Genomic DNA, 25525 nt, shown 5'->3' with positions numbered 1-25525 from the left:
AATTCCTGCCATATCAGGCCAGTTGGCCTATGTTGCTATCCGTCTGCGTAATCGCAGGTTGTTCCCTTTGACTTTGAGATGTATGGCGGAGGGCGTTGATCTCGTTCCTGGGAGTAATCGTTAAACTCATTGCAACCAGCGGCTCACTGCCACTGGGTCCAAAAATCATTTGATCGGTGACGATTGCCTGCCGGTCACCCCCGGCAAATACCACATGGCCTGCCAACTCATAGTCGGCGCGTTCCGGGCCTGTGAGGCTGAAGCCTACGGCAATGATTGCTGCAGCTTTATTACGGGCGCCCGTAAAACTGCCGGTCATTACTTTTTGACCGGGGCCAGCACCTGCCAATGTGGTGGTGTAGGCAAGATCTACGCCTTGAGGCTTGTTAGCCCAATTGATAGCGAAACCTTCAAGGCGGCTTTGCCCGGCTTCATCACCCAGGCACTGGTTAATGACACTGACGTCACCGATTTGTTCGATATGACCCGTCAATGTCAGTACGGCAGCGCCAGGTGTCATATTTGACAGGGCTGCAGTGTCCGGGGAGGAAATAGTAGGCTTAATATTGCGCATGATGGCGGCAGAGGTGTCGATGCGGTCGATGCGCAAATCCACCGGCTCAACCTCATGGTTGGCCAGGTAGTATTCAGTGATCAGAACCGTAGTGACGCCGCCTTTGACGCGACCGATGATGCAGTCGCCCAGCTTGGTGAGGATGTTCTTGCTCACGCCTTCAGCGGGGAAAAAGTCAATCGCACCCTTACCCAGCGGCGCTTGCTGCAAGGCGATGCAGACGCTTTTTTCAGCAGTGGGCTGTGAGGCGTAGCGGAAAATGTACATCCCGGGTTCCAGCAGGGTGATCCGGGAATTGATTTTCAGGCCATCGTGTTTTTGCGACTGCACTCAATAAGCTTCCTTCTCATCTTGAGCGGCTACATCTATTAGCGACCTAAAGACGCTAACCAACTTCTCTAGATGTAATTGTTCAGGCGACCCATTCCGAGTCACGAAGTCGAGAGGGTAATCCATTTGTGGGAAATGTCAATTGAGTTGAGAGGAAAATTCTCTAAGCCTTGTGGGAAATTTTCCCTGCGCTGACACGGGTCAGGTATCAGTAGCTGAACCATGAGAGTGCGACGAATGGTACTTCTAGCTTCGGGCGAGACCACGCTCCAGTCGTACTCTAGTGGATCTACAAGCCTCACGTAACATCGTGTTACGTGGTGTGCGGGCCAGGCTTTACGGGCATTTTCCTTCTGAGGAGGTCTGCATCGAGACAAGGCGCTTTGATATTTTTTTTCGGTACGGGAACAAAATTTTTGGCCTGAGGTCTGGTGCAGGATTCTTGGTAAAAATTAATAGAGCATCTGTATTTGGTTGTCGGTTCATGCTGTTTTCAAGTTATGCCGTCTCGTTATGTCTTTATACACAGATACTGTTTTCGGTCCGTAAGCAGGTGCATTAGGAGCTAATTTTGATACTTACGCCTGAGCGGCTCGTCTGTCGGAAACAGAAAATAAAATGGAACTTTTCATGGTTTTTAAAAGCTGCTTTGACTGTTTTTCCCTCCACCGGCAAGCACCATTGGGAAAAGATTCACTTGTGTTTACTGGTGCTTTGGTTAACTTGATGGCCCTCTAATGCTGCATCGGCATCACCGCCGGTGCTACACTGCCGCGCCTTTGCCGCCCCTCATCAGTACGGATTCTATGAGTCGTTCACACGAAAATAATTTGCAGGCTGCCCTCAAGGTCTGCAAAAGCAGTTTTCTCTCCGTTGGCTTCTTCAGCCTGTTTGTAAACGCTTTGATGCTGGTGCCCACCTTCTACATGATTCAGGTTACTGGCCGGGTGGTGCCTACAGCCAGTATCCCGACATTGATCATGTTGACACTGATCCTGACCATTTTGATGATGACATTAGGGTCACTGGAATGGGTGCGTTCACGGATTATGGTGCGCATCAGCAACCGTCTGGATACGTTGCTGAGCCGTGATGTATACCGCGCCAGCTTCAAGAAAGCGTTGAACAGCGGCGGTATGGATGCTTCGGCTCAGTCGCTTAATGACTTGACGTCATTAAGGCAGTTTCTGACCGGTAACGGTCTGTTTGCTTTTTTTGACGCGCCTTGGCTGCCGATCTATACGGCGGTCATGTTCCTTTTCCATCCGTGGTTTGGCTGGATGACGGTGGCCTCGGCAATCGTCTTGGTTGTGCTGGCGTATTTTAATCATCGTTTTACTGGTAAGGCTCTCACTGAGGCTAACCAGCAAAGCGTGGCCGCTAACCTACAAACCACCAAAACCTTGCGTAATGCCGAAGTCATCGAGTCAATGGGAATGCTCGATACATTGATGGCACGTTGGTCCAAGCGGCAGCGTCGAGTTCTCGTATTGCAGTCTGAGGCAAGCGATAAGGGCGGCATCCTTAGCTCGATATCTCGTACGTTCAGGCAGTGGGCGCAGTCAATCATGCTTGCCTTAGGTGCCTATCTGGTGATCACGCATGAGGTCAACCCAGGTTTGATGATGGCGGGTTCTCTACTGCTAGGTCGTGCCCTTGCGCCTATTGACCAGATGATCAACAGCTGGAAAGGCTTCGTAGCTGCCCGTGTGCAATATGCTCGCCTGAACGAAACCATGGAGCAACTCAACGCCGAGCCTCAACGTATGGCGTTGCCTGACCCTCAAGGTGACATTCAGGTCGAAAACCTTGTGGTTTCCCCGCCAGGCGCCAAATCTGCCGTCATCCGTAATATCAGCTTCGTAACACCGGCAGGTAGCATTGTTGGTATCGTCGGCCCAAGCGGCGCTGGCAAGTCGACACTGGCGCGTGCACTGCTGGGTATTTGGACACCGAAAAACGGCGTAGTACGTCTGGACGGCGCCGATATCAGCAGCTGGGACAAGGAGCGCCTAGGGCCGCACCTGGGTTACCTGCCGCAGGATATCGAGCTGTTTGAAGGTACCATCAGTGACAACATCGCTCGTTTTGGCAAAGTCGACCCCGATAAGGTCGTATTGGCTGCGCGTATGGCCGGTGTGCATGAGCTGATTCTGCAGCAGCCTGATGGTTACGACACCGTAATCGGCAGTGAGGGCATCAACCTCTCTGGTGGTCAGCGTCAGCGTGTCGGCCTAGCGCGTGCTTTGTACGGCAGCCCGCGGTTGATCGTGCTCGATGAGCCCAATTCCAACCTTGATGATGTCGGCGAGCGTGCTTTGAGCGTTGCCCTAGAAAAGGTCAAGGAAACTGGAGCCACGGTGTTCATAATTTCGCATCGGCCGAGCATTTTGTCGCGTCTTGATCGAGTCATGGTACTTAGTAACGGCACCATCAGCCTATACGGCGCCCGCGAACAAGTGATTGCCGAACTGGCCCAGCAGCAGGCCAAGGCTGCGCAACTGCAAGCTCAACAGAAGGCGGCGTCAGCCGGTACTGCCGTTGCCCCCGCGCAACCTGGCGCGTGAAAGGAATTCGTAGATGAGCAGTAAAGCAGTGAATGTGCTCGATGAGCAGTACGACGAGCACTCTGATGATATGCCGACCTCCGATCGCGGTATTCGCCGCATCGGGATGACGATCGTACTGGTGACCTTTGGCCTGTTTGGCACTTGGGCTGCTGTGGCGCCGCTGGATAATGCGGTGTATGGCTCGGGCGTGGTGATGGTTCAGAGCTACCGCAAGACGGTTCAGCATTTGGAAGGCGGCATCGTTAAAGAGTTGCTGGCACGTGATGGCGATACCGTGCATAAGGGTGATCCGCTGATCGTGCTGGATGAGGCGCAATTGAGCGCAGAGTACGAATCGACGCGTAACCAGTTGGTGTCCGCCAAGGCCAAGGAAGCCCGTTTGCGTGCCGAGCGCGATGGTCTGGACGAGATTCCGGCGTTGGTGATCAAGGATACTGACAGCCAGCGTGCTCAAGAAGCCATCGCTGGCGAGCAACAGGTGTTCAAAGCCCGCAAGCTCTCTATGCTGGGCGAGATTTCAGTGCAGCGTGAGCGTATCGGTCAGTTGAAGCAGCAGATCATCGGCCTCAAGGACATGATTCGTACCAAAGGCAGCTTGCAGCGTTCGTACAGCAGCGAGATCGCCGAACTCAAGCCATTACTGGCTCAGGGCTTTGTCGAGAAACAGCGCTTGCTTGAGCAGGAGCGCCGCCTGGACATGCTCAAATCCGAAGTGGCTGATCATGAGTCTACGATCACCAAGACCCAGTTGCAGATCAGCGAAACCGAGCTGCAGATCGTTCAGTTGAACAAGAAATTCAACTCTGACGTGGTCAATGAACTCAGCGATGTGCAGGCCAATGTATTCGATCTGCAAGAGAAGGCCGCAGCCCTTGAGGATCGTCTGTCTCGAATCGTGATTCGGGCACCTGAAGACGGCATGGTACTGGACATGAAGGTTCACACCGTAGGTGGTGTGGTCAGCCCGGCAACGCCGTTGCTGGACATCGTGCCGGAGTCTTCCGATCTGGTAGTCGAGGCACATATTTCGACCAACGACATTGATCGTGTCGAGCTGGGCAAGCTGACAGATATCCGTTTCACCGCCTTTAACGCCTCTACTACTCCGATAATTGAAGGTACGGTGGTGGGTATTTCTGCCGACCGGCTTACTGAAGAAAAAGACGGCACCCCTTACTACCTCGTACGCGTCAAGCTCACCGAAGACGGCATCAAAAAACTCGCCGATCGCCGCCTGCAACCGGGCATGCCTGCCGAAGTGCTGATCAACGCCGGTAGCCGCACCATGCTTGAATACCTGCTCAAGCCTGCGCGCAATATGTTTGCCAAGTCGATGATCGAGGAATGACCGTGCTGCGTTTATTACCTCTCGTTCTGGCGTTGGGCCTGGTCTCGTACCAGGCCCAGGCCGCACAACCCGATGCCCCTCAGGTCACCCGCGAATCGTTGCAGACCATCGACCTGATGGAGCTGTTTCGCCAGTCTCGTCTTGAAGACCCGCGCATCCTGGCCGCCTATCTGCGTGCCCGGTCGGCGGAGGAGAAAGAGCGTGAGGCGTTCGGTACGTTGCTGCCGCAGGTGTCGGCCAATGGCAGTTTCAACCGGGTGTTGCGCAAGAATGATGCCGAGCGCGACATCTATAACAACTCAAGCTACGGTTTGAGCCTGACCCAGCACTTGTACAACAAGGCGGTCTGGGAGGGGTATCAGAAGTCCAAGAGCGTCACGCTGCAGAAAGGCCAGCAGGCCGATGATGCACAGGCGGAGGCGACGGTCGATCTGGCCAAACGCTATTTCGTGGCGTTGTCGGCCGACGACGAGCTTGAGCTGTTGATGGCCGAGCGGCGCGCCACGCAGAAGAACCTGGATCTGGTGTCGGCGTTGTACGAGCGCCAGTTTGCCAAGAAGACCGATGTGCTGGACCTCAAGGCGCGGGTCGACTTGTTGGCCGCCCAGGAGATCGAGGCGCGCAATCAGGTGCGTATCAGCCGTGCAGCGTTGTCAGAGCTGGTCGGCCGGCCGATCGTCGAGCCTTTGAGCCGTATTCGTAACGACATTGCCTTTGAAGTGCCGGGTAATTCGCTGGAAAGCTGGGTGACCCAGGCGATGGACAGCAACCCGATGCTCAAGTCGCGTGAAAGCAATGTCGAGGTGGCCAATGCCGCCGTGCGTGAAGGCAAGGGCGGGCATTATCCGACCCTGGGTTTCAGCATCAGCGGGCAGCAGAGTGACGTCGGTTACGACAACACGCTGACCAGTCGCAGCGACAGTTACGTGGCGACCATCAACCTGAAAGTGCCGCTCTACAGCGGCGGCTCGACGTCGGCGCGGGTGCGTGGACTGTACGACGAGCAACTGGCGGTCGAGCAGGAACTTGAAGCGGCGCGCCGGCAGGTGGTCAAGGAGACCACCAACTCGTACCTGACGGCGTTTTCCAGTGTCGAGAAGGTGCGGGCCAGCAAGAACGCCCTGGATTCGGCAAAAGAGTCGAGCAATGCGGCGGAGCAAGCGTTCAAGTACGGCGTGGTGAATGCGGTGGATGTGCTTAACAGCGTGCAGACCGAATTCAAAGCCCGCCGAGATCTGCTCAAGGCGCAATACGACTTCATCACCAACCTGTTCATCCTGAACCGCTGGGCCGGGCGTCCACCGCAAGACAGTATCGACAGCGTCAACGTCTGGCTGGGTGGCACTGCCGTGGCGCAAGAACCCGCCAAACCGGCCCCGACCGGGATTCGCTAAGGCGCTGCGCAATCGGTGGCCGGCATCGCCATTGTCTTTGCCCATGCCGGCCTCATCGCCGGCAGATCGAGGCGCCGACCGGCCCCTCCCACAGGTCATCCAGATTACTCCGAGAAACCCCTTCCTTCAGGTGGGGGAGGAAAGGAGCGCGGCGTAGCCGCATAGGCTGTACATAAATACAGCTTGATGGCACTATCCATCGATGAGCAAGCGCGCCTATAAATTCAGGTTTTACCCCACTTCAGAGCAGAAACTGCTACTGGAGAAAACCTTTGGCTGTGTACGCTACGTCTACAATTACATCCTGGATTTTCGCTCCAAAGCTTACGCCGAAGACAAGACGACAATTGGCTTTACTGGCGCTAATGCGGCATTGACCCAATTAAAGAAGGACCCAGAGAAGGCATGGCTCAACGAGGTCTCCTGCGTTCCTCTGCAGCAGGTGCTTCGCCACCAGCAAAAGGCTTTCACCAACTTCTTCGAAAAGCGCTCCGGATACCCTTCATTCAAAAAGAAACACCATCGTCAGTCCGCTGAGTTCACGCGCAGCGCCTTCAAGTATGTCGACGGGAAGCTTTTCATTGCGAAAAGCAAGGTGCCCCTTGATGTTCGCTGGAGCCGAGGCGTTCCGGGTGAGCCTTCCACCGTCACGGTTTCAAAAGACAGGTCTGGTCGTTATTTCGTGTCTTTACTGTGCGACTTTGAGCCTGAAAAACTCACGGTTTCGCCAAACATGATCGGCATTGATCTGGGGATCACGGATCTGTTTACGCGATGCGACGGACAGAAAGAGCCCAATCCAAAGCACACGGCCAAATACGCCGCCCGGCTCGCGCTGCTACAGCGCCGACTGGCCAAAAAGAAGCTCGGCTCAGCCAATCGCCTGAAAGCCAAGCGAAAGGTGGCCAGGCTGCACGCAAAAATTTCAGATGCCCGCCAGGACAACCTTCATCAGGTGTCGCGCAGATTGATCAACGAAAACCAAGTGATCTGCGTCGAGTCTTTGAAAGTCAAAAACATGATCAGGAATCGCACGCTGTCCAAGGCCATTGCCGACGCCGCCTGGGGTGAGTTCGCCCGGCAGCTGGAGTACAAGGGTGACTGGGCGGGCCGGCAGATCGTGAGGATTGATCAGTGGTACCCGAGCAGCAAAACCTGTTCAGGTTGTGGTCACGTACTGGCCAAATTATCACTCTCGACTCGAATGTGGGCATGCCCATCGTGCAACGCCGAGCATGATCGCGACACCAATGCTGCAAAGAATATCAAAGCCGTGGGACTCACGGTGCTAGCCTGTGGAGAGCGTGTAAGACCGATGGCTCAAGTAGCCTGGGGCTGTGCTCTGTGAAGCAGGAATCCCCTTCCTTTTCGCCTGTGGCGATGATCGAAGATCGAGGTGGGGGAGGACGTCAAGACGCATACATTAGTCGCTGCCTTCGATGAGCTGGAAAAAGCTAATGAAGCCAAGGCTCAGTTGCTGAGCTACAACATTCCTGAGAGCCATATCAAGCTTTCCTCGCCCGAGCACGGTGTTGGCGCCGAGGACGATCACGCGCCGTTCGGGCACAAGGTCGGTCAATTCTTCGGTTCGCTGTTCAGCGGCGACGATGAAGATAAACCCCACCGTTACGCGACGGCTTACCCGGAAGCCTACCGCCGTGGCGCCACGCTGCTGACGATCACGCTCGACACCGATGAGCAGTTAGAGCAGGCCGAAGATATTCTGGAGCACAACGGCGCGTTCGATATCGATGAGCGCTCGTCCACCTGGGATATCGAGGCCGCCGGCGTCACGGACGTGGTCGCGCCACTGGCGGAAACCCGTCTGGTGGATGACCGTACCTCGATTCCGATTATTGAAGAAAGCCTGCGGGTCGGTAAACGGGTGATCAATACCGGGCGCGTTCGGGTTGTTTCACGCGTGACCGAACGGCCGATCGAGGAGACCGTCAGCCTGCACGAGGAACACGCTTACATCGAGCGCCATCCGGTTGATCGTCCTGCCACGGCCGATGAGCTGGACAGCTTCAAGGAGGGCTTCATAGAAATCCAGGAAACCGCCGAAGAACTCGTGGTGGAAAAAACCGCCCGTGTGGTCGAGGAAGTCAGCGTGGGCAGGCAGTCATCTGACCATACCGAGACCGTGCGAGACACGGTGCGCCGTACCGATGTCGATGTGCAGACCGAGCCTGGCTCGATGCTGCATCGCGATGAGGTGGTCAAACTGGACGATCCCCTGAAAAACCGTCCATAAACACCTGGCCTCAGCGCCTGTTCGCCAACACCTTCTGGTAAACCTCCAGGGTCTGTTGCGCGCAGGCGCTCCAGGTGAACTGGCGGGCGCGTTCCAGGCCCAGGCGCACTTTGCGCTCGCGTTCTTCAGGTTGCTGCAGTACCGCTTGCATGGCGGCAGCGATGCTCTGTGCGTCGTGCGGGTCGACCGCCCAGGCGGCGTCGCCGGTGACTTCCGGCAGCGAGGTGCTGTTGGAGGCAATCAGCGGGCATTGTGCGGCAAAGGCTTCGATGGCCGGCAGGCCAAAGCCTTCATACAGCGAGGCGAACACCAGGGCGCCGGCGCTTTGCAGCAGGGCCATGACGTCGCTTTGCGGCAAATAGCTCAGCCAGCGGCCCTCGCCACGTTGTTGCAGTGCTTCAAGGCGCGGCAGCAGGGCTTCGTTGTGCCAGCCATCGCGGCCGACCACGATCAGCGGATGCGCCTTGCGTACTTCGGGCGGCAGTAGTTCAAAGGCATCAAGCACACGCAGCAGGTTCTTGCGCGGCTGCAGGGTACCGATCGACAGAAAGAAGCCCGGTTGCAGGCCATGTTTGGCCAGCACCGCCTCGCGCTCTACGCTGTCGACGCGCTGAAAGTAGACAGGGTCGACGCCCAGCGGGGTGACGCTGATGCGCTCGGGTGCTATCCCCAGGTGCGTGACCATGTCCTGCTTGCTGTATTCGGAGATGGTGATGATGTGGTCGGCGCGGTGGATGCTGTTGATGAACAGCCAGCTTTTCAGGCGCTTGAGGTCTTGCTTGATCCACTCCGGGTGCAGCAGCGGGATCACGTCCATGATTGTGGCGATGGTCGGCACGCCGCGAATCAGCGGAATATGGTGGTCGGTGGCATGGAACAGCTGTACCTCACGGGCGATGTCGCCCGAGTTGCTCAAGGGCAGCTTGAGCACACCGCCGAGAACCGTATGAATACGAAAGTCCCTGGCCAGTACCTGCGGGTTGCCGAACGGCATGGCCGGCAGGTTTTTGCCAAAGGCATAGGGCTTGATGCGCAGGTCGTTGTCTTGGCTCAGGGCGTTCAAGCCCTGCCAGAGTGCGCGGGAGTAAATACCGATACCGTCCAGATGTCCGGTCCGTGCGCCGCCAGCCCAGACGGTACAGCTCAAGCCTATGTCCATGTCTTGTTTTTCTCGAATTCGCTCAGTTGCATCAGGTTTTTCAGGTGAATATCGGCGCTGGATGGCGCAAATCCGTACGGATCGCCGCATGTCTGGCCGAACAGGGCGCGCAGACTACCATGCGCAGGCAATGTGGATATGTTCTGACATCACTGCAGCAGGGAAATATCCGTGCTTTTGCGTGTCTACTTGCACCCGGGCTTGTATTGCATCTCAATAACATCCCTCAGATAATGCTGCCCTCATGACGCCCTAGTGGCTAAGGAATGGAGTTTCTATGTTCACCCCCGTAATTCTGGCTGGCGGTAATGGTTCTCGTCTGTGGCCGTTGTCGCGGCAGAGTTTCCCCAAACAGTTTCTGGCCCTGGACGGCCAGGATCAGGGGACGATGTTTCAGCGCACGCTGGCGCGTCTGCAAGGTCTGGAGCATTCGCCTGCGCTGGTGGTGAGCAACGAAAACCATCGCTTTATCGTCGCCGAGCAGTTGCGGGTGGCAAAGATCGGCAGCCGTCGCATCATTCTGGAGCCGCTGGCGCGCAACACCGCCCCGGCCATCGCCCTGGCGGCGCTGGAAGCGACCGCCGATGGTACGGATCCGGTGCTGCTGGTACTGGCCGCTGATCACCATATTCCCAACGAAGAGGCGTTCCGTCAGGCCGTACAAGTGGCCCAGGCGCATGCCGAAGCCGGCCGTCTGGTGACCTTCGGCATCACGCCGACCCACCCTGAAACCGGGTTTGGCTACATTCAGTGCGGCCAGGCGGTCGATCAGGGCGGTTTCGCCATCGCAGCGTTCAAGGAAAAGCCGTCGCCTGAACTGGCGGCCGAGTACCTGTCCAGCGGTGCGTACCTGTGGAACAGCGGCATGTTCATGTTCCGCGCCTCGGTGTTTCTGGCTGAGCTTGAGCGTCATCGCCCGGATATTCTCAGTGCCTGCCGCGTGGCGCTGGCGCATGCGCAAATCGACAGCTATTTCTCGCATATCCCGGCCGAGCAGTTCGCGCTGTGCGCCGACGAGTCGGTGGACTATGCCGTCATGGAGCACACCGAAGCCGGTCTGGTCGTACCGCTGAATGCCGGCTGGAACGACCTGGGCAGCTGGTCGGCGATCTGGGACGTGGGCCCGCACGATGCCCATGCCAACCGCCTTGAAGGTGATGTGCTGGCGATCAACACCAACAATTGCCTGGTGCAGTCGCACCATCGTCTGGTGGCCACCGTTGGCGTCGAGGACCTGATCGTCATCGAGACCAAGGATGCCGTGCTGGTCGCCAACAAGCACGACAGCCAGCAGGTCAAGGATGTGGTCAAGCGCTTGCAGGCCGAAGAGCGTCCAGAATTCGTGACCCATCCGCTGGTCAACCGCCCTTGGGGCCATTACGACACCATCGACATGGGCGACCGTTATCAGGTCAAGCGGATCAGCGTATTGCCAGGCGAGTGCCTGTCGTTGCAGATGCACTACCACCGCGCCGAGCACTGGATCGTGGTGTCCGGTACGGCCAAGGTCATTTGTGGTGAACAGGAACTGATTCTGTCCGAGAACCAGTCGACCTATATCCCGCTTGGCGTCAAACACTCGCTGGCCAACCCCGGCAAAGTACCGCTGGAACTGATTGAAGTGCAGTCCGGTGCCTACTTGGGTGAAGACGATATCGTGCGCTTTGAAGACCGCTACGGGCGTTTGCCGAAGTAACGGTATTGCACGGGCCGGATGATTTTTTTCATTTGGCCTGTGACGCGTCAATAGTGCGCTATCATTGTGGCCATTCAATATCACCCCTCCTCGATATCGAGAATCCCATGAAGAAAGCCCTGGTTGCTGTTGGCGTGTCGCTGTTGTTGATGCAAGCCGTGCCGGCTGTTGCGGCAACGATCAAGATGGGGTTTGGGGAGCAATGGAACCAAAAACCAACATAAGCCCTACCACCTCCGCTCAGAGCCCTCTTCCCAGGCATCTGCCTCGATAAAGCAATTACGCATCTCGGCCTCTTGGCTGATCTCGGTCAGCAGATCATGTACCGTCTTATCCAGTGCCTCATCGTTGCGATAGGGAATGCTCAGCGCGTAGTTGCCCGACTCAAGCAGCTTCATGCCGTAAGGTTCCAGGCAGTAACGCTCGATATTCTCCAGTGCCCGTTTTTTACCACGCACGAACTTGCTGTTGTTCTCGACGGCCAGGCGCAATATGACCGTCGCGATCCGTTCGGCATTGTCCACTGCCGGTGGGACCGTGATGTTGAGATGCTGGGTGATTTTTGCGGGTACGCCGATCGTTATGCCGCGATGCCGGAGGTAGCGGTAAAGCGTGCTTTTGGAAATGTGCAGTTTCTTGCCAATGGCGCTCACACTTAACCGACCCTCTCGGTACAGCGTTTCTGCGGCCATAGCGGTCGCTTCCGCCTGAGCGGGCAGCCCCTTCGGGCGGCCACCGACTCGACCACGTGACCGTGCAGCGGACAAGCCTGCCTGTGTGCGCTCACGAATCAACTCACGTTCGAACTCTGCCAATGAAGCGAACAGGTTGAACACAAAGCGGCCTTGCGCGTGGGTGGTATCGATGGGGTCATTCAGACTTTGCAGGCCAACGTTACGAGCGGCCAATTCACCGACCAGTTCGACCAGGTGCTTGAGCGAGCGCCCTAGACGATCCAGCTTCCAAATCACCACAGCATCACCGGCCCGTACATGAACCAATAATTTGTCCAGTTCCGGACGTGCGCTTTTTGAGCCGCTGGCAACGTCTTGATAGATCCGCTCGCACCCTGCCTTTGTCAGAGCATCGATCTGGAGGTCGGCGTTCTGATCCCGAGTACTCACCCGCGCATAGCCAATTTTCATCAAAAGTACCGTTTACTCAACAGAGAAATTGAAAATAGAACCTTGATTAACGATACCAGTATTTAAAACCATAATATGGGCTAACTCGGAGCTGGGCAGGTCTTCCGTTAAAGTTCTATAAAACGAGGGTTTTATCGAACCGTTGCGGCGCAGTGAGGATCGAGTGTATAAACACATAAACACCTAACATTGGAAAAAGTCATGAATACCACTCGCTGGAACGTCGCCGTCTCCACCGACACCGACCAATCGCTTCGCATGTTTCTGGCCAGCCAAGGCGGTGGCCGTAAGGGCGACCTGTCGCGCTTCATCGAAGAAGCGGTGCGGGCACACATCCTGGAGCTGAGCGCCGAACAGGCCAAGGTTTCCAATGCCCATCTGAGTGAGGCCGAACTGACCGAAGCGGTTGAAGAAGCGCTCGACTGGGCGCGTAAGCGCTGATGCGGGTTGTATTGGATACCAACATTCTGTTCAGTGCGCTGATCTCACCGCATGGGTCTCCTGATGCGATCTATCGGGCCTGGCGTTCAGCTCGCTTCGAGGTGGTGACTTCACGGGCACAGCTCGACGAAATTCGTCGCGCCAGTCGTTACCCCAAGCTTCAGGCCATCCTTCAGCCTGCCAAAGTGGGGGCCATGATCAATAACCTGCAACGCGCCGTGGTATTGGAGCGGTTGACCATTGAGGTTGAAGCCGATGATCCGGATGACTCTTTTCTGCTGGCCATGGCTTTGGCGGGCAATGCGGACTACCTAGTAACCGGTGATCGACGCGCAGGCCTCTTGCAGCGCGGACATATCGAACGCACGCGGATTGTCACCCCCGCCGTGTTCTGCGCCGAGGTACTGTGATCGATGCCGGTTGGTTTTCTGACTCAGGAGCAACGCGACGGCTTTGGTCGCTACATCGATGCGCCCAGCCGTGATGAACTGGAGCGCTACTTCCACCTGAGCGATGAAGACCGTGAAGCCGTCCAGGTACTACGGGGCAACCATAACCGCTTGGGCTATGCCGTTCTGCTGACTACCGTTCGCTTCGTCGGTGTTTTGCCGGACAAACCCACGGCTGTGCCGGTGGAAGTCCTGCTTGTGCTTTGTCGGCAATTGGCAATCGCCGACCCTGACTGTCTTGTACGTTATAGCGATCATCGTCGCTGGATACATGCGGCCGATATTCAAGAGCGCTATGGCTATCGCCACTTTACTGACCCAGGCATCGGCTTTCGTTTGAGCCGATGGCTGTATGCCCTTTGCTGGACTGGTACTGATCGTCCTGGCGTGCTGTTCGAACGAGCTACCTCATGGCTGCTCACACAGAAAGTCCTATTGCCCGGAATTTCCCAGTTAGAGCGCTTCATTGCCCAACTGCGTAGCCGGGTTGAAGAACGCCTCTGGTACACCTTGGGCCGCAGCGTGACCGAGGAGCAAAGACAGCACCTACAAGACTTGCTTCTGGTGGCCGAAGGCAACCGTAGTTCCCGACTGGATCAACTACGCTCCGGCCCGGTGATGGTCAGTGGCCCTGCACTGGTTCGGGCGCTGCGTCGGCTGGATGATGTACGCGGGTTGGGTATCGCCTTACCGGCAGCTGCGCATATCCCTCCCAGCCGCATTGCCGCCCTGGCTCGCTTTGCCAACACCGCGAAGGTCACGGCCATCAATCGACTGCCGGCGTCGCGCCGGTTGGCGACGTTGGTGGCATTCGCGGTTTCCTTGGAAGCCAGTGCGCACGACGATGCTCTGGAAGTTCTGGAAGCGCTACTGCGTGATATCTTCAACAACGCAGAGAAGGCTGACAAGAAGGCTCGGTTGCGTAGTCTAAAAGACCTGGATCGCTCGGCGGCAATGCTCGCCGCTGCGTGCAAGGTCGTGCTGGATAGCTCGATCAGCGATGACAATGTCCGTGCCCGGCTGTTCAACGACCTGCCACGTGTCACGCTGGAGAAAGCCCTGGAAGAGGTCAATGCGTTGATCCGTCCGGCCAACGATGTGTTTTACCTCGCTCTGGAGGAGCGCTACCGCAGCGTGCGCCGTTTCCTTCCTGACTTATTGAAACATATTCGCTTCGGCTTCAGCCCGGCGGGTAAGGGTGTGGCGGCTAGTTTGGACTGGTTGCAACTGAACTTGCCTCGCAGGAAGCCGGAGGATGACGTGCCGCAGGAGATCGTGGCCAAGGCTTGGCAGAACCACATCACTCGCGAAGATGGCTCCCTCGACATGGGCGCCTATGTCTTCTGCACGCTTGATGCACTACGCACGGCCCTACGCCGCCGCGATGTCTTTGTTGCACCCAGTTGGCGCTATGCCGACCCGCGTATCGGTCTGCTCGATGGTGCAGAATGGCTGTCGGCGCGACCGATCATCTGTCGCTCACTGGGCCTGACTGTGGACGCCAAAACCACCTTGGACGCCTTGTCTGCCGAGCTGGATGCGACTTGGTACGCAGTCGCCGCTCGCCTGCCCGACAATCCTGCGATCCAGTTGAGTGAGAATACAGAGGGCAAAACCGAGCTGTCCCTCGGAGCGCTGGAGAAGCTGGAAGAGCCCAACTCGTTGCTGCAACTGCGTGCAGCCGTGGCCGACTTGATGCCGCGTGTCGATTTGCCGGAAATCCTGTTAGAAATCGCCGCTCGTACCGGCTTCACTGAAGCCTTCACCCATGTGTCCGAACGCAATGCGCGGGCCGACAACTTGGTGACGAGTTTGTGCGCAGTGCTCTTGGGAGGAGCCTGTAACACCGGCCTGGAGCCCTTGACTCGCAACGACAACCAAGCGCTGCGCCGTGACCGGCTGTCCTGGGTGAGCCAGAACTATCTCCGTGACGATACCCTGTCGGCAGCCAATGCCATTTTGGTGGCTGCGCAGAGTCAACTGGAGCTGGCTCAGGTCTGGGGCGGCGGCGAGGTGGCCTCCGCCGATGGCATGCGTTTTGTCGTACCTGTGCGTACCGTACATGCCGGCCCTAACCCGAAGTATTTCGGTACCGGCCGGGGCGTCACCTGGTACAACCTGATCTCCGACCAGTTTTCCGGTCTTAACGCCATTACGGTGCCCGGCACCCTGCGCGACAGCCTAGTATTGCTCGCGGTTGTGCTGGAACAACAGACCGAATTGCAGCCCACACAAATCATGACCGATACCGGTGCTTACAGCGATGTGGTGTTCGGGTTATTCCGTCTGCTCGGTTATCACTTCTGCCCGCGCCTGGCTGATGTCGGCGGTACCCGCTTCTGGCGCACCCGCCCGGACGCGGATTACGGCAAGCTCAACGGACTTGCTCGCCAGTCAGTCAAGCTCGACCTGATCGCCGAGCACTGGGATGACCTGTTGCGTTTGGCTGGCTCACTCAAACTTGGCCGAGTGCCGGCGACAGGCATCATGCGCACCCTACAAACGGGAGATCGTCCGACCCGTCTGGCCCAGGCGTTGGCAGAGTTCGGACGGATCGAGAAAACCCTGCATACGTTGACCTACATTGATGATGAGTCCAAGCGCCGCGCCACCCTGACCCAACTGAATCGCGGCGAAGGCCGACACAGCCTGGCTCGCGCCGTGTTCCATGGCAAACGAGGCGAGCTTCGCCAGCGCTACCGAGAAGGCCAGGAGGATCAACTCGGTGCCCTGGGCCTGGTGGTAAATATCATTGTGCTATGGAATACCCTCTACATGACGGCTGCCGTGGAGCGGTTAAAGCAGCACGGCTACCCGGTACAGGACGAAGACCTGGCTCGTTTGTCGCCGCTGATCTTCGAGCACATCAATATGTTGGGACGGTACTCCTTCGCGGTACCAGAAGAGGTCGCCCGAGGTGAGCTACGGCCACTGCGTAATCCAGACGACGATATTTAGGTGCGCAGGTCGAACTCAGTGGGCTATGTTGTCAGATAGCTTAGATGGGATTGACCACAGCATTTCTCAATAAGTAGAAACACTGTGGCTTAGAGAGTTATCTCAGCGCAGCAGCAATACAGGCATGGTGGCTGTTCGAAGCATCGTCGTAGTCGTGCTTCCTACCAAAAACTGCCTGATGCGTGAATGCCCATAGGCACCCATGACCAGCAGATCAATGCCGTGCTCTGTCTGATAATCGTGCAGAGCCGACTCCACCTCACCTTGTCTGATTTCAGCTTGGACTAGGAAGCCAGCCGAGAGAAGCATGCTTTGTGCTTTTCCCAGTGCCTCGTGATTGCTCACCGAATCTGCACCGACCGTAACAAGATGAATGGGCAAGTCTTTGCAAAGCGAACTGGCGGCAAACATTTGGATGGTTTTGTAGGCTGTGGAGCTGCCGTCAAATGCGAGCATCACCTTTTCGGGCTTTTTATAGCTGTTGGCTGTGATCAGGATAGGCCGGTGAATTGTTCGCACTACAGCTTCTATCTGGCTGCCAAGGCTGTGCGCGTTGCGTGAGTTGTCTTCACCCACTCTTCCTATCACCAACAGTCGAATATCCTCCTGAAGGTCGCTCAGACTTTCTACCAAGTGTCCGTGGCGCTGCTTCAGCTCAGGAAACGCAGCGCCGGAAATGACCGTTCGCTCCCTGGCCTTTTCCAGCATGTGTTGGCCCTGTTCCAGAGCGAGTCTGGCGCGTTGGGCATCCAATGTAGCCAGCTCCTCCAGCAGATGCTCTCGACTGCCGAGACCAATATTTCCACTTAGGTCAGCTGCTGCTGGGTATTTCTCTTCATCCAATACGTGAAGCAAGGTAAGAGGCGCGTTGAGTCGCTGCGACGCCCATGCTGCGTAGTCGCAGACCGCCAATGAGGATTGTGAGTTATCAATACATGCCATTACGTGGGTCATTGTCGATCTCCTTAGTGGCTCATGAGCTTGTCGATGGCGCCAGGTTTGTCATGCACGCCAAAGCGGTCAACGATTGTGGCGCTGGCCTCATTTAGACCCAGCACTTCAACCTCGGCGCCCTCGCGACGGAACTTGATTACCACTTTATCCAGCGCGGCGACGGCGGTGATATCCCAGAAATGCGCCTGTGTCAGATCGATGGTGACCTTGTTGAGCGCTTCCTTGAAGTCAAAAACTTCGGTGAACTTGTCTGCCGAGCTGAAGAACACCTGGCCTACCACGCGGTAAGTCCGATGCGACTCCGTCTCTTCAAGACTGCTCTTGATATCGAGGTAATGTCCGACCTTGTTCGCAAAGAACAACGAAGCCAGCAGTACGCCGACCAACACGCCGTAAGCCAGATTATGCGTTGCCACGACCACCACAACGGTCGCGACCATGACGAGGTTGGTCGACAGTGGGTGCTCTTTCAGATTGCGCAAGGAATCCCAGCTAAAGGTGCCGATGGATACCATGATCATCACAGCAACCAATGCAGCCATCGGGATCTTGGAGAGCCATTCGCCGAGGAAAACGACCATCAGCAGCAAGAAAATGCCCGCGCACAATGTGGAGAGACGGGTACGTCCACCGGATTTCACGTTGATGATCGACTGGCCGATCATGGCGCAGCCTGCCATACCGCCGAGCATCCCGGCAGCGATGTTGGCAATGCCTTGACCCTTGCATTCACGGTTTTTGTTGCTGGTGGTATCGGTCAAATCGTCGACGATGGTCGCGGTCATCATGGACTCAAGCAGACCTACTACGGCCAAGGCGGCTGAGTACGGGAAGATGATGCGCAGAGTTTCAACGTTCAGCGGGACTTCAGGCCACAGGAAAATCGGCAGCGTGTCCGGCAGTTCGCCCATGTCACCCACAGTGCGGATATCCAGACCGAGGTAAATAGCAATGGCCGTCAGGGCCAGGATGCACACCAGCGGCGAGGGAATCAGCTTGCCGATCTTCGGTACATACGGAAACAGATAGATTATTCCGAGGCCCACTACGGTCATGGCGTAAACGTGCCAGGTCACGTTGGTCAATTCAGGTAACTGCGCCATGAAAATCAGAATCGCCAATGCATTCACAAAGCCTGTGACTACCGAGCGCGAAACAAAGCGCATCAGAGAGCCCAGTTTCAGGTATCCAGCGAGGATTTGAAGCGCCCCGCAGAGCAAGGTGGCTGCCAGCAAATACTGAAGCCCGTGATCTTTTACCAGGGTGACCATCAGCAGTGCCATCGCACCGGTAGCTGCCGAGATCATGCCGGGTCGACCGCCGACGAAGGCGATGACAGCACAGATACAGAAGGAGGCGTAGAGACCGACCTTGGGGTCGACGCCGGCAATGATAGAGAAAGCAATGGCCTCCGGGATCAGCGCGAGCGCGACCACGATCCCCGCGAGCACGTCTCCACGGACGTTGGAAAACCACGTTTGTTTGAGCGATTGCAGCATCAGAATATCCAAGGCAATGCACCACACGCACACCAGGCAGATGGCGAGCGCGTCGATACGAATTCAAGTTGTGAGGATTATTTGGCTGTGTGCCTTGGGTGTAAAAACCGGGCATACAGCAGTACGCGACCGCGAGCGAAACTAGCGGAAGCGAGATGTTGCGAGGGGGCGTAGCGCTAAGGCGGCGTAGGCTGCCAGTAGATCGTTTGGAGTACAGTCATGCTGGTGTTCCTGTAGCTCAAGAGGTATGGCTGAGCGATAAAGTATACAGTGAAGATATCGTCAAATGCGACCTGCTGCCTCGTTTGGGTCAGTTCTTCCAGCCGTGCTGATCTCCCTAGGGCAAGTCTTTCTAGATTAAACCGCGACGAACTCCGCTGTCAGGCAGTGTACACATGGTGGAGAGATCAATTCAGATCCTCCTGGGGTCGATAGAGAAATCGGAAAAAATCGTACGCTAAGCATTCGGCCTGTCAGGTTGAGGCCATAGAGATTGACGCCTTGGCGTCAGAAAATGCAGAAAGCGGCCCTAGTCTGACGCGGTGCCAGTGAACCGCCTGACGCCGAGTTGAAGCCGTAAACTCAGCAACCTTCGATCAACTCGCCGAACAGTTCCTTAACCTTTGCACGTGCCTCGACCAGCGCAACTTGGCCTTGCTCAGTGATCTCATAGACACGCCGTTCACGTCGCCCGGTGCGTTCGTGGCGTGAGGTCAAATAGCCCTTCTTTTCCAGCCCGTGCAGCATTGGGTATACCGTCCCGGCGCTCAGCTCGTAGCCGTGTCGTTGCAGTTCTTCGATGATTCCCAGTCCGAAGACGGGCTTCTCGGCTGCATGGTGAAGTATGTGCAGGCGGATCAACCCGCCGTACAGGTCTTTATCTGTCGTTTTTCGTGCCTCACAGCGCGATACTCAACAGCCAACCCGCTGCACCGCTGCCGACGACAACTAGCCACGGCGGGAGCTTCCAGAACATCAGTGCGACAAGGGCGACCAGGGCCAAGACAAAGTCTTGCGGCTGAAATATGGCGCTAGTCCATACAGGGTGATAGAACGCGGCCAGCAGCAGGCCAACCACCGCCGCATTGACCCCAGCCAGCGCGGCTTGCATGCCTGTATTGCGACGCAGGCGCTCCCAAAATGGCATGGCTCCCACAACCAGCAGAAAAGAGGGTGCGAAGATAGCCAGTAGGCACACAATACCGCCGACCCAGCCAGAGGGAGCGGTGCTCATCGAAGCACCAAGGAACGCGGCGAATGTGAACAATGGGCCGGGCACCGCTTGAGCCGCCCCGTACCCCGCGAGGAAGGATTCATTACTGACCCAGCCGGAGGACACCACTTCGGCTTGCAGCAGCGGCAACACAACGTGGCCACCACCGAACACTAGTGACCCCACACGATAGAAGGCGTCCACTACCACCATCGTTGGACTTGGCAGCAATTTTGCCAAGATCGGTAGGCCAATCAGCAGGGCAAAAAATAACGATAGCCAAAGTGCGCCGGCCCGGTGACTGACCGTGATAGGTAGTGGGTCGTGCTCAACAGTATGTGCTGGCTTGAACAATAGTCGGCCTATGATGCCTGCGGCAGCAATCACACCAACCTGCCCCCACGCGGACGGTACGAGCAGGACAGCACAGGCGGCAATCGCCATTATTGTGACTCTCAGCCCATCCGTACACAGGTTGCGCGCCATGCCCCATACCGCTTGGGCGACTACGGCAACGGCCACCACTTTTAGGCCATGCAACGCGCCCGGCGAAACGGAATCCCCATAGTTGGAAATGCCCAGCGCGAACAGGATTAAAGCTACGGCCGAAGGCAGCGTAAAGCCTGTCCAAGCAGCCAGCGCCCCGCTATATCCAGCCCGTGATAGCCCCAACGCTATGCCGACCTGGCTGCTTGCTGGGCCTGGAAGAAATTGGCACAGCGCCACTAAATCAGCATAGCTGCGTTCAGACAACCAGCGCCGTCGTGTGACGAACTCGTCACGGAAATAGCCTAAGTGCACGATGGGGCCGCCGAAGGAGGTCAATCCAAGTCGTAGAAAAATAAGAAAAACCGACCATGGGCTGCGGTCATCGGTGGAGGTATTAGTCATGCGTTGGCCTACCTGATTTTCCACAGATTAATCCATAATAATCGAACTTCGATAACGAAATTCGATTTTATAGCTGCCCAAAACGACTGGAGTACCGTGCAATTCGTACTGGGTGTCGCAATGCAAGTAATCGATGTTGTGCTAGCCGCTGGTTTTGTCTGCTAGCACAGTTCATTAGCAAAACACGCTTGGCCTTAGCGTACGATTTTTTCCGTTTTCTCTATTGCCCCCCTCCTGGTCACTCCGAATGCAAATAACTGGTCAAGAATGCAGCCGGCTGGTCAATAACGGCGCCAATGGGTGGTCAAGTTGCGCAATGGTTTTATCGAGTCGGATGCCTGGGAAGAGGGCTCTGAACGGAGCTAGTCGGGCTTACGTTGGTTTTTGGTTCCATTGCTCCCCAAACCCCAAGTGCCTTCTCTGTTGGGACAAGACCAAGCAGAAACCCTAATCCAATCCCTGGCTTTTGAAAACCCGCTTGAGTTTGACGTACTCCCGGAGTGGGAAGACTGAAATCAACCCGATATCAGGAAAGAACGATGTCTCAATTTAGTTTTGAGTTCGCCGGCAGTGAAGTCGTTGCGGGTGTTGATGAGGTAGGCCGGGGGCCTTTATGTGGGGATGTGGTTACGGCTGCAGTCATTTTAGATCCATCACGGCCAATCCAAGGATTGAATGACTCAAAAAAACTCAGTGAGAAGAAACGTGATCTTCTGTACGACGAAATTTGTGAAAAGGCTCTAGCGTGGTCGATCGGCCGGGCAAGCGTTGAAGAAATCGATCAGCTAAACATATTGCAAGCCACCATGCTGGCCATGCAGCGAGCTGTCTACGGCCTGAATGTTACTCCTACTTTGGTGCTGATTGATGGTAATCGATGCCCAATCCTACCGATGCGAGCAGAGGCCATCATCAAAGGGGACGGGCTGATTGCCGAAATCTCAGCTGCATCAGTGCTTGCCAAAGTCGTCCGTGACAGGGAGATGCAATCGGCAGATCTGCTTTACCCAGGGTATGGGCTCGCAGGGCATAAAGGCTATCCATCCCCGGAACACTTGGAGGCCCTTACCCGATTGGGAGTAACCCCGATACACCGGAAGACATTTGCTCCCGTGCGAAAGATTCTAGCAAGCCTGAATTATGTTGGTGGGAGCGCAGTTAGTTGAGGCAGGTGGCTGACCGTGCAGGCTTGTTCTAATTTCTCAGCAGTGTAGTGGCGCTCTTGATGGGCGTGCTATTGCTGCCGGCCTTTGATAAGGCCGATGTGCCCGCTGTCTTATTGCTAGGAATAGTTTGTGGGGCTATTGGGACAATAGTTTGTGCTGCTTCTGAAGAGCCCAAAGGTTTTATATGGATGGGCAAGCAGGAGAGTAGTAGTGCCCACCCTCCGACCGCTGATGCTTATGGATTAAACTCGACGCCTGAACTTCCTGAATGATCGGTACAGCTCAAAGAAAGCAAAGGTGCCAACGACAATTAAGTACGTCACCTTAATCAGTGCCCCCTGGTGTGCCGCGAGTTGATCGATGCTGACGGACTCCACTGAATGAGACCCGCATACCTTAAGATGGTCCGGCATGCGCGCTGGTTCGATTGGCTTGTCATCGCAACTCTCGATGAGCACCTGCCCCGGGATGACCTTGTTGGTTCCTACGAGCCGCTGGGACATCTCCATGGTCGACAACATCATATATGGAATTTCAGCAAAGCCTCGGCCTTGCATCCCTATCAGCGCGACCATGCAAGCCGAAAGAATCGCAGGGTAGACGACTGCGACTTTGAACACAGTACGGATAGATCGTGAGACAAAAACGAGCTTTGACTCGTACTGGTGTTGCAACAGAAAATCTCGAATTTGAGTTAACTGCATAATGACCTCGCCAGCGAATGAGAAGTTATGATCAGTCCTCGCCTATCCATTCACCAGCCAAAATAGGGCTCCGTTTTTTGGTAACCTGATCAGTTGAGTGCTTTGCAATCAGCCTCAGCTTGTGCAAGCTCATCAGCAGCCTGTTGCACCGTTTTTAGATGTCGGTGTAGCGCCCCTTCGCGCACCTCCGGACCCTGCCTGATATCTTTTAGGCCCTGCACCATCAGAGCAGAAATCTCGACTGCACGCTTCCGCACAGCACTCTTAACTAATTGCGTGTCCGCAGGCGTGATGGCGGTTGCAGGGTTAAACCGAAAATTGCGCTCATGAGAGTCTCGCCAATCCAACAGTACCTGGATAATTCGCTCTCCAAATCCTCTTATCTGCATGATCTTGCGCGCATTGATCTCTGCGGCGGTTTCAATGCCGAACGCTTGCAAAGCTGCTCGCTTAGCGGGCCCAACGCCTGGCAGGACGGCCTTCTCGATGTAAAATCGCTCTAGGTACGCTGTGCGTTGGCGTTGCTCAGCTTTACTGCGAAGGCCTGCGAGATCTTTCTGCTCCCTGATAGCCAAGGTGTCAAACTCAAGCTTGAGCCTGTTTAGCAACTCGCGCTTGGCTGCTACCTGATCAACACCGGAGTCTGCCTTCAGTTCCTTCACTGCATCTTCGTGTCGTTTACGAGCAGCTTCCCTCACAAGGGTTCGACGCTGCTTCTCTTCCGTCTTAGCTTTTGTGCCAAATTGCCCCACGAACAGCCAGGTCATAGCAACGATCACTAGGTATATGAGCGGATACCCACCCACGGCCGACCATATCGCGATCGTAATAGCCGTCAGCGATAAGCTCATGATGTGCTTGGCGGTTGTGCTGAATACTCCAAGCGGCAAAGGATCTGGCTGCGGGCTAGGATTTCTCGCTTGTGGGATTAGCACTGGGGCAAGAACTGGTACTTTGGTTATCGCTGCCCATACTTCACCAATCCTGACTGGGGTACCGTTATTTGCCTCCCCTGGTGCGTAGATGGGTGTGACAGTGAAGTAGGAGACACCCTTGCCATCCATCAAACACCAAGGGCAAGTGCTCAGATGTGACGGAAAGGTGTGGAGCTTTGATTTCGCACATGGCCGGAGCGAGGACCGGAGTTCGTCCAGTGCGACCATCCATTGATGGGCAGTTGGTCGACCTGCCTGTTGGCCTGCCACCGTGAATGTATTCTCAAACATCCCGGCAATTGAGCCTGGCACCGTCGATAGAGGTAGTGCGTTGGGGGGCGGAAGTAGAAGGGATTGGCTGGCGCTATACGCAAACCTGAATTCTGAGATGTTGTCTTCAATCGTTTCGCCGACACCTTCCTTCTGAGGCACGCCGGCGAAAGGGTGCCGACCGCCCATCAAGAGGTGCCAGATGAGCAGACCAAGACCGAAGTTATCATGGTTTGGCGTTCGCACTACTCCGCGGAAACTTTTGCCCTGAAGCTCAGGGGGTGTGTAGGTCCCGACGCCGACTTCGCAGAGGTGCTGGTTAACGCCGTCGCTTAACTGGTACGAGTCGCAGTCAATCAACTTGACCACGGCGGACTGTCCTACATAGAGATTTCCATGGTTTACATCGCCGGCTACAAATCCGCGATCGTGCAGGACGGAAAAAGCAGCTGCGGTGTTTCGAGCAGCGTACACGAGGAAGTCCCAGCCCCTTTGCGGAAACTCCTGCTTTCGCTGTGCCGGGCTATAGAGGGACTGGATCGGCTTCATCCCGCCGACCTTTTGCATCGTAAAACCAACCACGGGCCCGCCGCGGGATTCATGGAGCGTCGCTTGAGGCCAAGCTGCGTACTTCAGTAGTTTTTCATCGTGGACACCCACCATGTAACTGAGCTTGGTTTGTTTATCTCGATCGAGGGGGGCGTGGTACACCTTGGCTACAACATCTCGCGTTCCTTGAAGGGTGAATACCGAGCCTTCGCCACCTTTGCCAAGTACCTCAACAAGTTCACACGGGTTACCGTCCGCTGTATAGAGCCTGCGTGCCATCTCAGACCCTCAATACGGCAATGGCAAGGGACTTGTCGTCATCAGTCCTTTCGTTGATCCTGGAGCTTCCGAGGAAGCCTTCCAGCGCAGCACCTATCTGTGGTCGACTTACATCCGTGAGGAATTGCATCTTCCGAAAAATTGGTTCGAAAAAAGGCCCGTGAGGTTCGCGCTTGGCCATGTCCAGAGCAAGATGCTGTAACCCATCAGAGAAGAGCGCCAGGGCTGTTACGCCCGCTGGGTATACACGAACGGCCAACTTCTCGATTGCGTCTTTTTGACAGATAAATAAAGTTTCGTTTGCGTAGTGCCCGTTCATGGGCTCAATCGCTAATTCAAGTCCATGCTGCCCGTCGAGAACGATTCCGCCGTCACCAATCTGGAATACTAGTGTTCCTGCGGAAGAGGTGAGTGCGCCGAGAAAGGTGCAGGAATACGCTCGGATCGGCAGTTGGCTTTGATCAGCAGCTTGCGAGATGGCCTGACGGATTTCATTTACGATCTGAAGAGCTAGGCTTTCATCAAGCGGTAGCTCGGCTAGTTCCATCAGCTGTGCGACGGTCTCGTTTGCTGTACGCACGGCAATATCTGCGCCTTGCTCTCCACACTCGGCACTGCCGGCGCCGTCGGAAACAAATAGAGCGACCCATGGCGAGCCGGCTTGGTCAAAAACCTGAGAGGAACAGCGATCTTCGCATCGGCCGCCACGCTCAGTGTGCGCGGTTCCAATCGACACCGCGCTAGCGC

General features: G+C 56.1%; 20 protein-coding genes. 10 read left to right on the top strand and 10 right to left on the bottom strand.

Annotated elements, in window-relative coordinates; all coding sequences use genetic code 11:
• Window positions 1–13: 13 nt before the first annotated feature.
• Window positions 14–841 carry a hypothetical protein gene (locus ACZRN6_RS25650; protein ID WP_212549555.1) on the bottom strand — a complete coding sequence of 276 codons (828 nt, stop codon included), beginning with the start codon at window positions 839–841 and terminating at the stop codon, window positions 14–16.
• A gap of 869 nt (window positions 842–1710) precedes the next feature.
• On the opposite strand from ACZRN6_RS25650, the gene ACZRN6_RS25645 reads away from it, so the two are divergent.
• The 5 genes from ACZRN6_RS25645 to ACZRN6_RS25625 all read left to right on the top strand — a co-directional run bounded on the left by ACZRN6_RS25645 (window position 1711) and on the right by ACZRN6_RS25625 (window position 8470).
• Window positions 1711–3471, top strand: coding sequence for a type I secretion system permease/ATPase (locus tag ACZRN6_RS25645; RefSeq protein ID WP_212549530.1), 1761 nt, complete (start codon window positions 1711–1713; stop codon window positions 3469–3471).
• A 13-nt stretch (window positions 3472–3484) separates the two neighbouring features.
• Window positions 3485–4822, top strand: a complete 1338-nt coding sequence (locus ACZRN6_RS25640) for an HlyD family type I secretion periplasmic adaptor subunit (protein WP_212549529.1) — start codon at window positions 3485–3487, stop codon at window positions 4820–4822.
• Window positions 4819–6216, top strand: a complete 1398-nt coding sequence (locus ACZRN6_RS25635; RefSeq protein WP_212549528.1) for a TolC family outer membrane protein — start codon at window positions 4819–4821, stop codon at window positions 6214–6216. Before ACZRN6_RS25640 ends, ACZRN6_RS25635 begins: the two co-directional genes overlap by 4 nt.
• Window positions 6217–6418: 202 nt before the next feature.
• Window positions 6419–7564 (top strand): RNA-guided endonuclease InsQ/TnpB family protein, encoded by a 1146-nt coding sequence (locus tag ACZRN6_RS25630; protein ID WP_212549527.1) that lies wholly within the window; start codon window positions 6419–6421, stop codon window positions 7562–7564.
• A 48-nt stretch (window positions 7565–7612) separates the two neighbouring features.
• Window positions 7613–8470 (top strand): YsnF/AvaK domain-containing protein, encoded by an 858-nt coding sequence (locus tag ACZRN6_RS25625; RefSeq protein ID WP_212549526.1) that lies wholly within the window; start codon window positions 7613–7615, stop codon window positions 8468–8470.
• A gap of 10 nt (window positions 8471–8480) precedes the next feature.
• Here the strand turns inward: ACZRN6_RS25625 and ACZRN6_RS25620 are convergent, their stop codons facing one another.
• Window positions 8481–9629, bottom strand: a complete 1149-nt coding sequence (locus ACZRN6_RS25620) for a glycosyltransferase family 4 protein (RefSeq protein ID WP_212549525.1) — start codon at window positions 9627–9629, stop codon at window positions 8481–8483.
• Window positions 9630–9906: 277 nt separating this feature from the next.
• On the opposite strand from ACZRN6_RS25620, the gene ACZRN6_RS25615 reads away from it, so the two are divergent.
• Window positions 9907–11325 carry a mannose-1-phosphate guanylyltransferase/mannose-6-phosphate isomerase gene (locus ACZRN6_RS25615; RefSeq protein WP_212549524.1) on the top strand — a complete coding sequence of 473 codons (1419 nt, stop codon included), beginning with the start codon at window positions 9907–9909 and terminating at the stop codon, window positions 11323–11325.
• A 227-nt stretch (window positions 11326–11552) separates the two neighbouring features.
• On the opposite strand, the gene ACZRN6_RS25610 is transcribed toward ACZRN6_RS25615, so the two are convergent.
• Complete coding sequence (locus ACZRN6_RS25610) at window positions 11553–12470, bottom strand: recombinase family protein (protein ID WP_017335988.1); 918 nt, start codon at window positions 12468–12470, stop codon at window positions 11553–11555.
• 201 nt (window positions 12471–12671) lie between these two features.
• Here ACZRN6_RS25610 and ACZRN6_RS25605 point away from each other — a divergent pair, with 201 nt between their 5' ends.
• Genes ACZRN6_RS25605 through ACZRN6_RS25595 form a run of 3 tightly spaced genes read left to right on the top strand, consistent with a single transcriptional unit; the run spans window position 12672 to window position 16318 of the window.
• Window positions 12672–12911, top strand: coding sequence for a ribbon-helix-helix domain-containing protein (locus tag ACZRN6_RS25605; RefSeq protein ID WP_017335987.1), 240 nt, complete (start codon window positions 12672–12674; stop codon window positions 12909–12911).
• A complete protein-coding gene (locus ACZRN6_RS25600) occupies window positions 12911–13321 on the top strand; it encodes a putative toxin-antitoxin system toxin component, PIN family (protein ID WP_017335986.1) in 411 nt (136 codons plus the stop codon). Before ACZRN6_RS25605 ends, ACZRN6_RS25600 begins: the two co-directional genes overlap by 1 nt.
• A gap of 3 nt (window positions 13322–13324) precedes the next feature.
• Entirely contained in the window at window positions 13325–16318 is a 2994-nt protein-coding gene (locus ACZRN6_RS25595) for a Tn3 family transposase (protein ID WP_017335985.1), read from the top strand.
• A 102-nt stretch (window positions 16319–16420) separates the two neighbouring features.
• Here ACZRN6_RS25595 and ACZRN6_RS25590 read toward each other — a convergent pair whose 3' ends face one another.
• The 4 genes from ACZRN6_RS25590 to chrA form a co-directional block, all read right to left on the bottom strand.
• On the bottom strand, window positions 16421–17272 hold the full coding sequence (locus tag ACZRN6_RS25590) for a universal stress protein (RefSeq protein WP_017735064.1): 852 nt from the start codon (window positions 17270–17272) through the stop codon (window positions 16421–16423).
• 11 nt (window positions 17273–17283) lie between these two features.
• The gene (locus ACZRN6_RS25585; RefSeq protein ID WP_017735063.1) at window positions 17284–18771 is read right to left on the bottom strand and encodes a SulP family inorganic anion transporter; all 1488 of its coding nucleotides are present in this window, start codon (window positions 18769–18771) and stop codon (window positions 17284–17286) included.
• A 582-nt stretch (window positions 18772–19353) separates the two neighbouring features.
• Window positions 19354–19632: a PadR family transcriptional regulator gene (locus tag ACZRN6_RS25580; protein WP_024015051.1), complete on the bottom strand. Its 279-nt coding sequence runs from the start codon at window positions 19630–19632 to the stop codon at window positions 19354–19356.
• 37 nt (window positions 19633–19669) lie between these two features.
• Window positions 19670–20875 carry a chromate efflux transporter gene (gene chrA / locus ACZRN6_RS25575; protein WP_017735062.1) on the bottom strand — a complete coding sequence of 402 codons (1206 nt, stop codon included), beginning with the start codon at window positions 20873–20875 and terminating at the stop codon, window positions 19670–19672.
• A 539-nt stretch (window positions 20876–21414) separates the two neighbouring features.
• Here chrA and rnhB point away from each other — a divergent pair.
• Window positions 21415–22041, top strand: coding sequence for a ribonuclease HII (gene rnhB / locus ACZRN6_RS25570; RefSeq protein ID WP_011922979.1), 627 nt, complete (start codon window positions 21415–21417; stop codon window positions 22039–22041).
• A gap of 242 nt (window positions 22042–22283) precedes the next feature.
• Here rnhB and ACZRN6_RS25565 read toward each other — a convergent pair whose 3' ends face one another.
• The 3 genes from ACZRN6_RS25565 to ACZRN6_RS25555 all read right to left on the bottom strand — a co-directional run bounded on the left by ACZRN6_RS25565 (window position 22284) and on the right by ACZRN6_RS25555 (window position 25514).
• A complete protein-coding gene (locus ACZRN6_RS25565) occupies window positions 22284–22745 on the bottom strand; it encodes a hypothetical protein (RefSeq protein ID WP_078466128.1) in 462 nt (153 codons plus the stop codon).
• An 89-nt stretch (window positions 22746–22834) separates the two neighbouring features.
• Complete coding sequence (locus tag ACZRN6_RS25560; RefSeq protein WP_169904008.1) at window positions 22835–24778, bottom strand: helix-hairpin-helix domain-containing protein; 1944 nt, start codon at window positions 24776–24778, stop codon at window positions 22835–22837.
• Between the two features lies 1 nt (window position 24779).
• Window positions 24780–25514, bottom strand: a complete 735-nt coding sequence (locus ACZRN6_RS25555; protein WP_161952153.1) for a PP2C family serine/threonine-protein phosphatase — start codon at window positions 25512–25514, stop codon at window positions 24780–24782.
• Window positions 25515–25525 lie beyond the last annotated feature (11 nt).

The sequence above is a fragment of the Pseudomonas sp. A125 genome, from assembly GCF_055409485.1.
This window is presented reverse-complemented; position numbering and strand designations above follow the sequence as displayed.